This window comes from Salipiger sp. IMCC34102, assembly GCF_004145405.1.
In the GTDB taxonomy this organism is placed as follows: Bacteria; Pseudomonadota; Alphaproteobacteria; order Rhodobacterales; family Rhodobacteraceae; genus Loktanella.
The window spans coordinates 26,687-40,343 of the sequence record NZ_SELQ01000012.1; the positions used below are offsets into that span (position 1 = coordinate 26,687).

Annotated in this window: 9 protein-coding genes and 2 pseudogenes; 1 reads left to right on the forward strand and 10 read right to left on the reverse strand. The window is 64.5% G+C overall.

The annotated features are described in order from the left end of the window. Positions 1–4: 4 nt before the first annotated feature. The 10 genes and pseudogenes from EU805_RS16315 to EU805_RS16360 form a co-directional block, all read right to left on the reverse strand. Entirely contained in the window at positions 5–943 is a 939-nt protein-coding gene (locus tag EU805_RS16315) for a GAF domain-containing protein (protein ID WP_242494206.1), read from the reverse strand. After that, positions 940–2,598 (reverse strand): ABC transporter ATP-binding protein, encoded by a 1,659-nt coding sequence (locus tag EU805_RS16320; RefSeq protein ID WP_129765049.1) that lies wholly within the window; start codon positions 2,596–2,598, stop codon positions 940–942. The genes EU805_RS16315 and EU805_RS16320 overlap by 4 nt, the downstream gene beginning before the upstream one ends. A 44-nt stretch (positions 2,599–2,642) precedes the next feature. Further along, complete coding sequence (locus tag EU805_RS16325) at positions 2,643–3,719, reverse strand: ABC transporter permease (RefSeq protein WP_129765050.1); 1,077 nt, start codon at positions 3,717–3,719, stop codon at positions 2,643–2,645. A 64-nt stretch (positions 3,720–3,783) separates the two neighbouring features. Continuing rightward, positions 3,784–5,151 carry a CmpA/NrtA family ABC transporter substrate-binding protein gene (locus EU805_RS16330; RefSeq protein WP_129765051.1) on the reverse strand — a complete coding sequence of 456 codons (1,368 nt, stop codon included), beginning with the start codon at positions 5,149–5,151 and terminating at the stop codon, positions 3,784–3,786. 262 nt (positions 5,152–5,413) lie between these two features. Continuing rightward, positions 5,414–6,592: an ABC transporter substrate-binding protein gene (locus tag EU805_RS16335; protein WP_129765052.1), complete on the reverse strand. Its 1,179-nt coding sequence runs from the start codon at positions 6,590–6,592 to the stop codon at positions 5,414–5,416. Then, a complete protein-coding gene (locus EU805_RS16340; protein WP_129765078.1) occupies positions 6,589–7,173 on the reverse strand; it encodes an ANTAR domain-containing response regulator in 585 nt (194 codons plus the stop codon). The genes EU805_RS16335 and EU805_RS16340 overlap by 4 nt, the downstream gene beginning before the upstream one ends. A gap of 422 nt (positions 7,174–7,595) precedes the next feature. Next, positions 7,596–7,829 (reverse strand): hypothetical protein, encoded by a 234-nt coding sequence (locus tag EU805_RS16345; protein ID WP_129765053.1) that lies wholly within the window; start codon positions 7,827–7,829, stop codon positions 7,596–7,598. Beyond that, entirely contained in the window at positions 7,819–10,380 is a 2,562-nt protein-coding gene (locus EU805_RS16350; protein ID WP_370318229.1) for a class I SAM-dependent DNA methyltransferase, read from the reverse strand. Before EU805_RS16350 ends, EU805_RS16345 begins: the two co-directional genes overlap by 11 nt. Continuing rightward, a pseudogene (locus EU805_RS17965) lies at positions 10,357–11,214 on the reverse strand (type IIL restriction-modification enzyme MmeI); the annotation flags it as partial. The gene EU805_RS16350 and the pseudogene EU805_RS17965, both read right to left, overlap by 24 nt. A 410-nt stretch (positions 11,215–11,624) precedes the next feature. Next, positions 11,625–12,853: pseudogene (locus EU805_RS16360) on the reverse strand (IS3 family transposase). A 113-nt stretch (positions 12,854–12,966) separates the two neighbouring features. Between EU805_RS16360 and EU805_RS16365 the strand changes: the two are divergent. Then, on the forward strand, positions 12,967–13,521 hold the full coding sequence (locus EU805_RS16365; protein ID WP_129765054.1) for a hypothetical protein: 555 nt from the start codon (positions 12,967–12,969) through the stop codon (positions 13,519–13,521). Positions 13,522–13,657 lie beyond the last annotated feature (136 nt).

The window sequence follows — 13,657 nt, forward strand, 5'->3', positions numbered from 1 at the left end:
TTCCTCAGCAATACCAGGCGACGATGTGCGCAAGCTCACCGTCCTTGTGAATCGGCAGAGCGACCATCATGGCGTAGCCCAAGGCCGCGGCACCCGTTTCCGCGACTGGCACGCCAGTGCCCAGGACGCGGCCGATGGGTCCTTCCCAAATGGTTGCGGTGCGTTCGTTGCCCGCGTTGTCGGGGTCCCACAGGGGGCCGTCGCGGTCGCAGATTCCGTCGATCAGGCGGGCGGTTTCGCGCGCCCCCGTGCGGGCGGAGCGGGCGTCCCAGACTTCGAACCGGCGGGCGATCGGGGTGGCCTGGGCAGAGAGCAGCGTGACCACGAAGACCCGGCCACCCGGCACGGGGACCGGCAGGCCAAGACCGCGTTTCAAGCCCGCCGGGCTTGCGGTTTCCGCCCGCAGGAAACCGTAGCGCGCGCCAAGGTCGCGCATCAGGATCGGGCGTCTTGCGGCCCACACCCCGCCCGGCAGGCCAGACCCCGCCTGGAAGGTCGTCGTCTGGCTGACCGCCTCGAAGTCGGTCGCCGCCCCGAAGTAACCATCGCAAAGCGACAGGGTGCCGGCGTCCTCGCTCCAGACCTCTATCGCGCCGTTGCGCGTGGCATCATCGGCGCACAGGACGACGAGGACCGCCTTCAAAGTGGCCCCGGCGAAGACCGGGATGGCGACGGCCGATGTCAGCCCCGCTTCCTTCGCGGCATCCGTACGCTTGAAATAAGAGCCGTCGAACCCTTTCAGCACGACCGGACAGGCATCGGACCAAGCCTTGCCGGGCAGGCCCTCGCCCTTCGCAAAGCTCTCGCGTTGCGAGGCTTCCCCGAAGGTCTCGTGGTCGCCGTAGGCACCGCTGGCCAGCACCAGTCGGTCGCCTTCGGGCACCCAGACTTCGGCGACCTCGATAAAGGTGCGGGAGATCGTGACGGGGTCCATCAAGGTCATGCCGCGTCCGCCGTCTTTGGTTTGGGTTTTGCGCCGTGCTCGTATTCCTCGAGGAAATCGAGCACCTCCTGCCGGTAGCGATAGTAGTCAGGGTGTTCGAGAAGCGCCTTGCGCGAGCGCGGGCGCGGCAGGCCCACATCGACGATCTTGCCGATAGTGGCTTGCGGGCCATTGGTCATCATCACCACGCGGTCCGCCAGCAGGATCGCCTCGTCGACATCGTGCGTGACGCAGATCGCGGTGACCTTCGTGCGGTCCCAGACCTCCATCAGCACTTCCTGCAATTCCCAGCGGGTCAGGCTGTCGAGCATTCCGAAGGGCTCGTCCAGCAACAGCAGCTTCGGCGACAGGGCAAAGGCGCGGGCGATACCGACGCGCTGCTTCATCCCGTTCGACAGATCGGCGGCGGAGCGGTCCATGGCATCGCTCAGCCCGACCTTCTCAAGGTAGTATTCGACCACCTCCTGCCGTTCGGCGCGGGTGGCATTGGGGTAGACCTTGTCGACCCCCACCGCGACGTTTTCCTTGGCGCTCAGCCACGGGAACAGCGACGGCGACTGAAAGACCACGGCGCGTTCGGGATCGGCTCCGACGATGTGGCGACCGTCCAGCTTGATCGCGCCCTTGGAAATGTCGTTCAACCCGGCGGCCATGGTCAGCACCGTGGACTTCCCGCAGCCCGAGTGACCGATCAGAGAGATGAATTCGCCTCGGTTCACCTTCAGGTCGAAATCCTCGACCACCGTCAGGGGACCTTTCGGTGTCGGATAGACCTTGTGCAACTGGCTGAAGTCCAGGAAACGCTCGTCGATCAAGCCTTCGTTCGCAGTCTTTTGCGCGCGCGGCATATCGTGGATCGGCGTGACATTGGGCAGGTCGCGCCTGCCTGGCGCGGCCGCCGTGATCCCTGCGTCCATCAGATAGCCGGTCACGTCGGCGCGCAGGCGTTTGAACTGGGCGTCGTTGTTCATCGCGGTGCGGTCGCGGGGGCGCGGGATGCTGACCCGGAACGCGCGGCCCAGGGTGCCGTCGGGGTTCAGCGCGATGATGCGGTCGGCCAGCACGATGGCTTCGTCCACGTCATTGGTGATCAGCACGCAGGTCTGTTTCTCGGCCTGCCAGATCGCCTCGATCTCGTCGGCGAGGTTGGCGCGGGTCAGGGCATCGAGCGCGGAGAGCGGCTCGTCCAGCAGCAGCACCTCCGGCTTCATGGCCAGCGCGCGGGCGACGTTGACCCGCTGGCGCATGCCCCCCGACAGCTCTGCCGGGCGCCGCTGTGCGGCGTGGGACAGGCCGACCATGTCGACGTAATGCGCGACCTTCGCGGCCCGCTCGGCGGCGGACATCCTGGGAAAGACCGTGTCCACGGCCAGCCGCACGTTGCCGGTGACGGTCAACCAGGGCATCAAGGAGTAGCTTTGAAAGATCACGCCCCGCTCTGGCCCCGGCCCGGTGACGGGGCGGTCCCGGAAACGGATTTCGCCGGTGGTCGGCGTCTGCAACCCCGCCATCAGGTTGATCAGCGTGGTCTTGCCGGTGCCGGAAAAGCCCAGCAGGACAAGGAACTCGCCCTGCTCGACCGACAGGTCGATGTCCTTCAGCACGGCGCTGTCGCCGAAGCTTTTGGAGACGTTCTCGAAAGTCAGAATTGCCATGGTCACTCCTTGGAGGCGCTACCGCTTCGCTGCTCGGGCGAGGGTCACCGCTGGTTCGTGAAGGTAAAGGCGGCCTGGATCGCGAACATCAGCCGGTCCAGAAGGAAGCCGATGATGCCGATGGTCAGCACGGCGACCATGATCCGGGCGAGGCTGGACGAGCTGCCGTTCTGGAACTCGTCCCAGACGAATTTGCCCAGACCTGGGTTCTGCGCCAGCATCTCTGCCGCGATCAGAACCATCCAGCCAACCCCCAGCGACAGGCGCAGCCCGGTGAAGATCAGCGGCAGGGCCGAGGGCAGCACCAGCTTGGTGATCTTGGTGTAGGTGTTCATTTTCAGCACCTTGGAGACATTCACCAGATCCTTGTCGATCGAGGCCACGCCAAGGGCGGTGTTGATCAGCGTGGGCCAGAGCGAGCACAGCGTCACGGTGATCGCCGAGACCAGAAAGGACTTCTGGAACAGCCCGTCGTTGGTGGCATAGACCGCCGAGACGACCATGGTGACGATGGGCAGCCAGGCCAGCGGGCTGACCGGCTTGAAAATCTGGATGATCGGGTTCAGCGCCGCGTTGGCGGTGGGCGACAGGCCCGCCATGATCCCCAGCGGCACGGCCACGGCGGTGGCGACGAGGAAGCCGAAGAAGACCGTGCCGATGGACGTCCGGATCTGCTGATAGAAGGACGGGGCGCCGGTATAGGCGCGCTCGGTCGGTTCTTGCCCGTTGGCGGCGCGGCGTTCGTTCAACGCGGCGACCTGTTCCTGGAAGCGGGCGCGGCTTTCGCCGGTGCGCACGGCGTCTGCGTGCAAGCCGCGCGCCTCGGTCCAGACCTGCGCGGGTCCCGGCACCGCCCCCAGAGAGGTCTGCACCTGCGGCGCCAGCACGGCCCAGAGCGAGAGGAACGCCGCGATCGCCAGCAATGGCACCCCCAGAAGGCGCCAGATCTCCTTGACTTGTGCGCGGGGATTGTCGCCCGCGACCGCTCTCAGAAGCGGCGTCACGAAGGAAAGGCCCAGCACGTTGAACCAGGCATCGGCCTTGTTGATACGGGTGAACCAGACGGCGCGGCGGGCTTCGCGGTGGTTGGCTTCGATGCTGTTGGGATCGACGGCGGTCATGAAAGGCTCCGTTTATCGAAGGAAGGTGGTCGAAGGCCCCGGCACAAGGCCGGGGCGTCGTGGGTCAGCCCTGAATGCCGGCCCCGGTGACGGTCTGGCCGTCCTTCAGTCCGATCGTCAGGCTCTCGAGGTATGCGGTGGGCGCGCGCCCGTCATAGGCCAGCCCGTCGATGATATCCTCGGCGGGTGTCGGCGCCTTGTAGCCGTCGGTGTCCCAGGGAAAGCCGTCTTCGGGGGCCAGGCCCTCGTCCACCAGCATCCGTGCGGCGTCGAGGTAGATGTCCGGGCGGTAAACGGATTCAGCGGTGTCGAAGTACCACTGGTCGTCCTTCGCCTCGGGGATCTGGCCCCAACGGCGCATCTGCGTCAGGTACCACACCGCGTCCGAGTAGAACGGGTAGGTCGCGTTGTAACGGAAGAACACGTTGAAGTCGGGGACGTCGCGCACGTCGCCTTCTTCGTATTCGAACGTGCCGGTCATCGAGGCGGCGATGACCTCTTCGTCGGCACCGACGTATTCGGGGCGCGACAGGATCTCGACCGCCTCTTCGCGGTTCGCGTTGTCGTTCTCGTCCAGCCAGATCGCGGCGCGGATCAGCGCCTTGGTCAGCGCGAGGGTGGTGTTGGGGTTCTCTTCGGCAAAACCGGCGGTGAGGCCAAAGACCTTTTCGGGATTGTTCTTCCAGATCTCGTAGTCGGTGATGACCGGAACGCCGATCCCCTTGAAGACTGCCTGCTGGTTCCATGGCTCGCCCACGCAGTAGCCGTTGATCGTCCCGGCCTCCAGCGTGGCGGGCATCTGCGGCGGGGGGGTCACGGACAGCAGCACGTCGGCCCCGATCTGCCCGGTGGCGTCGCCGTCGGCGTAGAACCCGGGGTTCAGACCACCGGCGGCCAGCCAGTAGCGCAGCTCGTAGTTGTGGGTCGACACCGGGAAGACCATGCCCATCTTGAACGCTTCGCCGGTGGCGTTGAACTCTTCGACCACGGGCACCAGCGCGGAGGCCGAGATCGGGTGCTGTGGCAGGCCGTCGGCGTTTTCGGGGATGTTGGGCTTCATCATGTCCCAGACCTCGTTCGACACGGTGATGCCGTTGCCGTTCAGATCCATCGAGAAGGGCGTGATGATATGCGCCTCGGTGCCGTAGCCGATGGTGGCGGCCAGCGGCTGACCGGCCAGCATGTGCGCCCCGTCGAGCGTGCCGTCGATGACACCGTCCAGCAGCACCTTCCAGTTAGCCTGCGCTTCGAGCGTGACGAAGAGGCCTTCGTCCAGGAAATAGCCTTGCTCATAGGCCACCGCGAGGGGGGCCATGTCCGTCAGCTTGATGAAGCCGAAGGTCAGCTCGTCCTTTTCCAGATCCAGCATCTGCGCCCCGGCGGGGCTGGCAAGGAAGGTGGTGGCCGCAAGGCCGATCAGTATCTTGTGCATTCTGTCGTCCCACTTCTGGACCGGCACGGGGCCGGCCAAACACGAAAAAAGCCGCTGACGCACCTCGCCTGTCTGGGCGAAGGGTCGAGCGGCTTTGCTCATACTCCCGGTCGTTCGGGTGTTCGGTCGTGGCGGGCCCCGTTGCCTGCCGACAGGTTGATCCTGCGCGCTTGGGTTGCAGAACGGAAGGATTACTTCATCCATGTTGTCCGTTTGCGCTGCATTGCAGCACCAGAGTGCCGCGCCGCCTCAAACCTGGGCGCTATAAAAACCCGGGATCGAAGGTTCCGCCATCGAAGAAGGCGTCGCGGACCAGCGTCATCTGGGGACCTCGCTGAGAGGTGACGACGGTATCGCGCTGCAATGCGCCCTCGATTCGCGCCGAGGCGGGTGGCAGATCGACCCCCGCCTGCGTCAGCGCCGCACGGTGAATGTCGCTGCGAAACACGGCGGCGGCGGCCTGGATCGCGTGGGCCCGGTCCAGACCCGTCCGCGCGGCGATCCGACTGCCGATCCAGGCCGCCTGGCTGCGCCAGGGCAGGCTGACCGCCCCATCGTGAAAGCCGATGAAGCGGTGCACCGTGCGCACCTCGCCCGCGTGTCCGATGGTCAGCCGCCCCGACAGGGCGCGTTCGATCAGCTCCGGCGCGATCCCCAGATAGGCCGAGCGCGCCATCAGATCGGCGGCGAGGGATCGACCGTCCACCGTGTCGAGCCACTGACCCGCGCGCCAAACAGCCCGGATCAACCGGGCCGAGCGCTCCGGTTCGGCTTCTGCCCAGCCTTGGCGCGTTGCAAGCACCTTTTCCGGCGCAAAGGCCCAGATCGCAGCGCCCGGCAGCAAGAGATGGCCCACGCCGCTTTCGACCACCTTCGATCCCCAGGGCTCTCCGACGCAAAAGGCGTCGATCTCACCCGCGCCGATGGCGTCGGGCATCAAGGACGGCGGAACGGTGCGCACGATCAGGCTTTGCGGGCTGGGAAGCCCAAGGGCCGACAGCCAGTAGTAAACCAACTCGGCGTGCATCGAGAACGGGAACGGCACACCGATACGAAGCGGCCCGTCCGTCGCCGCGATCAGGGCGCGTCCCGCCGTGGTCGCATCGGTGAAATCGAAGGGGTGACCCGCCCCGCGCATCCGGTCCGCAATGCGCTCGCTGACGCCGACGACCGTTCCGTTGGCGGACAGGACAGAGACGGCCTCCAGCCCCGCACCGCCACCGGCCAGCCCCAGCGCCATCGCGACCGGCACGGGTGACAGCATGTGGGCTGCATCCACCTGCCCGAACGACAGCGCGTCGCGGGCACTGGCCCAGGACGGTGCGGCGTGCAAACGCAGATCCAGACCTTCCGCCGCCGCGAACCCCATTTCCTGCGCGACGATCACGGGGGCCGCATCCACCAGCGGGACGAACCCGATGTTCAGGGTCGCGACCCTCATCCCAGCAGATCCGCCGCGGTCACCAGCGCCGCCGCCACCTCCGGCAGGCGACGGCCCTGGTCCATCGCGGTCTTGCGAAGCAGGGAATAGGCCTCGTCCTCGGTGATGCCGCGCGCGCGCATCAGCAGGCCCTTGGCCCGGTCGATGACCTTGCGGTCCTCCAGGGCACGCTTCGTTTCGGCCAGTTCCGCCCGCATCCGCTGCATCAGGCGAAAACGCGCGATGGCGGCATCCAGCACCGGCTTGACGCGCGCCTGCGTCAGCCCGTCGACGACATAGGCCGACAGACCTGCCTCGATCGCGGCGGTAGACAGGCCGGTATCGGTCCGGTCGACGAAAAGGGCGACAGGCCGCTCCAGCGGGCCGCTGGCCAGGGTCAACTCCTCGATGATGTCGCGCGAAGGGTCCGCCAGATCCACGAGGACCAGATCGGGTTCGATCTGCACGATCCGACGCGCCAGAGAGGCGCGGTCGGCCACGACGTGAATTTCGTAGTTGGTGTCGTCCCTCAGCGCGTCGATGATCAGACGCGCCCGATCGGGATCGGGTTCTACGACGACGATGGAAAGGGGCGCGACCATGAGTTCTAAACCCATTCTTTCCCCCGAAGCGCCACCCGACGGGATGACGTTCAGTGCGAATTCCATCATCCTGCTGACCGTTTGAGCGGTCAATGAAGCCCTTGCCCGCTAAGCGACCGAAATTGGGATAATGAAGGCTTTGCGGACCGAACCTGGCTCATCCTTCATGTAGCACCGCTCGCAAACTTCGCCTTGCTACGACCGAAGGAAAGCATCCTCTTCGAAAGAGACTGCCCTCGGCTTCGTGACAGGCAGCAGGTGTTTTGACAGGAAAGCTGTCCCCCTTCTCGAAGAAGCTTGCCGGGTCAGACGCTTCGGTTGTCGATTTTCCGCACTCTTTGTCGGCAAAACGGCCGTCGCGCAGGGTACCGGTCAAACGGAAGCGCCCGGTCCGTCACATCCGGATCGGTATGGAGTGCGGGTCAGACCCTGTCGAACCAGCTACCGTCGATGCGGACGCGCTCGACCATCTGTGTCGTGACGCCCAGGCCGTTCTCCTTGGGCAGGTCGCACAGACGGTCGCCGTCGATCTCCTGGATACCGCCAGAGCCGCCGAGCTGTCGCAGCGCGTCGAGCGTGGCGAGCATGGCGAGCATCATGCCGGCGAGATCCGGCAATCCCTCGGGTTCGATCGTGAAGCGGCGGTCAGATGGCATAGCGGCCCTCCTCGGTCATCTCGGCCATGCCGAGACCCGCGAGCGTTTCGAGCAGCGGAGCGACGGTGGTGGCGCGGCCGCGGGTAAAAGTGCGGGCGACCGCTTCGGCGTCGGCCTCGCCAAGGTCCTCCAGCGCCTCGCGGACTGCGGCGATCTGGGCGGGAAGCGTCTTGGGCCATTGGGCTTTGCCGGTCCTGGCGGCGGCGGCGATCTCGAGCTTGCCTTGCTTCGCTTCCGCCGCGCGGCCGTCGGGGTTCTGGTAGTCGGGGCGCAGCCAGCGGACGTGGCCGCGGGCCTCTTCCGCGGCGCGTTCGTGGTTGAGGGCCACGAGGTTCATCAGGATGTCGTTCTCGGAGAGGCCCTCGGGCCAGCCATAGGCCGCGGCCACGGCGGCGTCGATCCGGTCGTGGATGTCCTTGAGCAGACCGATCAGACCGTCCTCGTAGACCTGCCTGTCCTTGCCCTCGATCCCTTCACCGGCGCGAAGCTTTTCGAGGGTGTTGTACATCTGGGTCAGCGTCAGCTTCGGATGCCGCGCCTGCCGCTCCTTGCGGTGGGCGTCGAGCTCCTCGCCAAGCTGGCGCAGGGTGGTGCGCTGCGCGGGGGTGAGCTCGGGGAAGGGGAAGGGGTCGAAGCAGCGCGACTTCGTATACCTCTGGTCGTTTCCAACCCCAAGCCAAGATCCAGTTTCTCGAGCCCATGCCGTATGCACACCTGAGTTCAGAATTGTAAAGACGGCGGCATCGTCTGATCCGATTACTACAAGTGTCTGGTCTGGCAAGAATTGTCCATCAAGGAATTGGAAAATTCTATGCCGCGAAGTCAAAACAGTAACAATGAATCGATCAAGGTTAGCTATAAAGCCCCTAAGATCATGATTTGCTCGTCTGTGAAGCCACCATTTCTCCCTAAGGTCCGGATCGCGATTTGTTGCTCGGAATGGTCTGACGCGATCCGTAAGCCACTGATAAATAGCCGGAGCGTCCTTCCGAAGTTCCTCTTCGTTTCTCGGATAGGCATCAATGACATATCTTGATATATCGCCAGCGAGTATTTCTCGCCCATTGCAATATTGACGAAGGATTTGTGCTGCGGAATCGTCCTCAGTCTTTAGCTTCTCTGCGACAGCACCTGAAACGACCATCCCCTCACCATGAGGAATTACTCCAGGAGATACCAAACGAAGATTTGCGCGAAGTGGCCTCGCCTTACTCAAATCGGGCCCTATGCGCATATCTGGCATTATCAACCCAAATTTTGTGAATAGCGCGACATCCCTCCCTTCTGCCTCGTTTCGCTCCCCGCTCTCGGACACGACCGTCACCAGCCGCCCAGCCCGACTGCCCGCTGCTGCGACGGTCATGCCGATCCGCACCGCAGCACCGTCCACGGTATCCACCCAAGGGTGATCCGGGATCGCGAAGAGCAGCGACAGGGGACGCTTCGCATCGCCCAGATGCGGCTCCAGCACTCGGCGGTTGAAGGTCTGGCGCAGGGAGTTCGTTGTGATCAGGCCGAACCGACGCAGGCCAGTCTCGCCATCGTAGGCGCGGGCCTTCAGCGCTGCCTTCTCCCACCAGAACATCACAAGGTCGGCACTCTGCGGCATCTTCGGATAGGCGGTCCACAGGGCCTCGACATAGCCGTCGCCGAGGGCCTCGCGCATCTTGAGCTTGCCGATGAACGGCGGGTTGCCGACGATGAAGGTCGCCTCGGGCCAGACCGCCGGGCGGGGATCGGCGTAGTCGTAGATCTGCACGCGCGCCGCGGGGTCCGGCACCTCTTCCCCCGTCGCCGGATGGCGCATGGTGGTCGTCCCGTCCCAGCGGGTCACAGGCGCGCCGTCCTTGTCCAGCCGGGGCGTGCGGTCCGTCCATGTTAGGACGGCGTCGCGATGTTCGATGTTTTCGAAGTCGCGCAGGATCGGCTCTGACGGCGCCGCCTTGCCGTGGGTGCGGTAGTGCCATTGCAGGTAGCCGATCCACAGCACCAGCTCGGCCACGTTCGCGGCCCAGGGGTTCAGCTCGATCCCAAGGAACTGGTGCGGATCGACGGTATATCCCGCAAGGCCAAGGTTGGCCTGTGTCTCGCCCAGCTCCTCCATGGTGGCAACCACCTCGCCCTCAAGCCGCTTCATCAGCTCGAGCGCGACGTAGAGGAAATTTCCGCTGCCACAGGCCGGGTCCAGCACGGTGACCTCGCAGAGGGTGCGGTGGAAGTCCTGAACTGCGCGCAGCGCCTCCTTTTCCTTGCCCTGACTGCGCAGCAGGTCGGCGGCGGCCTGTACGCTGCGCAAGTCGGCGCGCAGGGGCTCGATGATCGTCGGCATCACCAGCCGCTCGACATAGGCCCGCGGCGTGTAGTGGGCGCCCAATTTGTGCCGGCTCTTCTTGTCAAGGGCGCGCTCCAGAAGCGTGCCGAAGATCGCCGGCTCGACCTGTTTCCAGTCAGCCTCCGCCGCCTCGATCAACAGGCTCAGCTGAACCTCGGACAGGGGCAGCGCCATGGCATCGCGGAACAGGCCGCCGTTGAAGCGCAGAAGCTTCGCCATCAGCACGGGCGAGTTGCCGCCGGTGTTCATGGTGTCCCACAGCGATTGCAGCACGAATTCGGCCTGGTCCGGCTTGCCCCGCAACTCGCGCAGCTTGTCGCGGAAACTGTCCTTCGGCAAAAGCTCCACGTCCTCGGCGAACATCGTGAAGAGGCATCGCATGGGGAAGCGCGCGACGGTTTCGCCGTCGTGTCCCTGCCCCTCGAAACTCTTGCCCAGTTCGGCCAGGTGGCCGGCGATCTCCCGCGTGACCTCCGCCGACCTTCGCGCGGGGTCGAGTGCTGCGGGATCGGTCCAGATGGTGCGCAGCCGCGCGCGGATCCCTTCGTCGCGCAGGTCGTCGAGGTGGATGCGAAACCGGTTTCCGTCCGGGAATTGCGTGTAGCCCTGCCCCTGCCCCGAGAAATCGGCGAAGACCTCGATGACGTGGCCCACGTCCACGATCAGCAGAAACGGCGGCCATCCGTCGCTGCGGGACACGGCCCGCGCATAGTTGTCCGCCTGGTTGCGGGCCCGCAGCATGGTGTCCTCGAAGGACCGCGTGCCGCGACGCCCGTGGCCGACCTTCTCGGACCCGCCGCCCTGCCGAAGGTCCAGTTGATCCTGCTCCGCCTTCGGTCCGGCCCCCTGCTTGGCCTCCATCACGAAGCACCCGCTGCGGTACAGGTCGATCCGCCTTGGGCTGCGTCGCACCCGATGGGTTTCCGTGACGGGACGTTCGAACCGGTAGTCATCCGTCTGGCCGTCGCTTTGCGCCGGTTTCGGGCGATCGACCTCCAGCACGTTACACAACTCTGCTGCGAACTGCTGAAAGTTCGCCATTTCGCTGCCGCCGGACCTGCTCCAGCGCTAAACGAATTCTTCAATCGACAAAACGGTTTTTCCCTCGGCCGGGAGGATTACACGCAATCGAAAGCACGGCAACGGCTCTCGAACCGACCTTGAAGCAGACTCCACGAGAGCTCTTCGGACCCATTTGTTGACTTCATGATCCGGTACCTCGGCTTTACCTGTCGCCCGACCACGGATCGACGATCGCAATGCCCGTCGCTTCGAAATCCCGGACGTTGCGCGTCACGACACTCATGCCATGCACGAGGGCCGTCGCCGCGAGAGGCGCTCCGCATTCTCTGGACAGGATGTGGCGCTTTTTAAGCCTTGATCTGCTCCTGCTGATCGGGTTGCGCTACTTCGATTTGCAGCGAGTAGATCACTGCCGGTGGTTGTGACCTGCCACGGGTCTTTCATCCAGCCGTGACTGGAGCCCGGTTGGAGTTTACGCCGATCGGCGCAGGGTGAGTAATCGCCCGACGCGCAGAGCTTTCCTCTCGCGCAGCGGGGCGGGCGATTGCGGTGGTCAGGGCCCGCGCGTAGTCAGCCGGGGTTTGGTAATTCAAGGCCGAGTGCGGGCGTTCAGTATTGTAGTCGGCAGCCCAGGCGGCGATTACGACCCGGGCGTGGGCCAGGTTGCGGAACATGGTATCGTTGAGCAGCTCGTCCCGCATCCGCCCGTTGAAGCTTTCTACGAAGCCGTTCTGCATCGGCTTGCCCGGCGCAATGTAGTGCCACTCGATCCTGTGGGCGGCCGCGAAGGTTAAGATCGCGTTACTGGTCAGTTCGGTGCCATTGTCGCTGACAATCATTCCGGGTTTGCCGCGGCGTTCGATCAGCGCCGTCAGCTCACGCGCCACACGGCGCCCCGAGATCGAGGCGTCCGGGATCGCAGCGAGGCATTCCCGGGTGACGTCGTCGACCACGTTGAGAACCCGGAAGTGTTAACCGTTGGCGTACTGGTCATGGACGAAATCCAGCGACCAGCGCGCATTGGGCCTCACCTCGACTAGGTTCGGGGCTCGTGTCCCGACAGCCTTGCGCCGGGCCTTTCGCTTACGGACCGTAAGACCTTCTTCGCGGTAGAGCCGATAGATCCGGTTGATCCCCGAAGGCTCGCCCCCGCGGCGCAACAGCACGAAGAGGCGCCGATAGCCGAACCGCCGACGTTCGTTGACCAGCTCCCGCAACCGCCCGCGTAGCACCGTGTCCGACGCGCGCTGCGCTTGGTAGCGGATCATCTTGCGATCCGCCCCGGCAATCCGGCACGCCCGCCGTTCCGAGAGTCCGAACCGGGCCTTCAGATGCGCGACCGCCTCGCGCTTCACGCATTCGCCATTGTCACTCGGACCAATGGCGTGACATGGCTCATCGTCACCACTTTTTTGAAACAAGCTCTTTCATCGCGGCGAGATCGAGCATCTGCTCGGCAAGTAGCTTCTTCAGCTTGGCGTTCTCATCCTCGAGTGCCTTCAGCCGCTTCGCTTCCGATACTGTCAGGACGCCGAACTTGGCCTTCCAGTTGTAGAAGGTGCCTTCCGACATGCCGTTCGGCGCTACAAACGATCCCGCGGATCGTTTGCTTGACGCTTGAACTGCGGCGCAGGTCCGCGCACTTCGCACCTGCCTTGTGCTCGGTCATGATGCCGATGATATACTCGTCCGTGAATCTCGTTCGCTTCTTTGTCCGCCTTCAAGTTGGGCCGGACTCTAATCGACGGTGGGGGAAAAATCCCGTAGCAGGTCAGGACCGGCATGATGCAGGACGGACCCTACGAGACCTTCCGCCGGGAGTTCGAGGCGCGCCTTCGCGCCGAGCAATCAACGATCGGCGATGACCTGAAGCTGCGAGACAAGATGATCGCCGAGCAGCAGGCCAAGGTCGACAATATCTTCGGGGCCATCGAGACTGGTGAGTTCTCCCCACCGCTCGTCGCACGCCTGAACACCCTCCAGGCCGAGCTCGAGCAGATGAAGAGCCAGCGGGAGGCGGCGACGCCGGCACCGGTGGAGCTACCCGACGACCTGCCGACGCTCTACCGCACCCATGTGGAAGATCTGGTAGGATCGCTGTCGGACCCGACGGTGCGCGACCGCGGGTCGGATGCGCTGCGGGAGCTGATTTCCGCGGTCATCGTGCGTCCGCGCCCCGGCGGTGGGCACGAGGTCGAGTTGGCAGGTACGATGCTGGGATTGCTGGGCTTTGGGGACAGCAAAAACGCCGCGGGCCTTTCGGCAGCGGCGTGTTCGTTTGAGTTGGTTGCGGGAGGGCGCATTGGCTTGAACCGAACTACCGGGAATTTCGGTTAACAGCGTTGGTGATGCCAGAAGGTATTTCTGACCTCTAAGATCTGAGTGTTGTTCAGAAAGGGCGGAAAGCAGACTTTCGCTGCGGGCGCATTGGCACGACATGGACTTACAAAAGCGGACGCTTATCCCCAGTTTC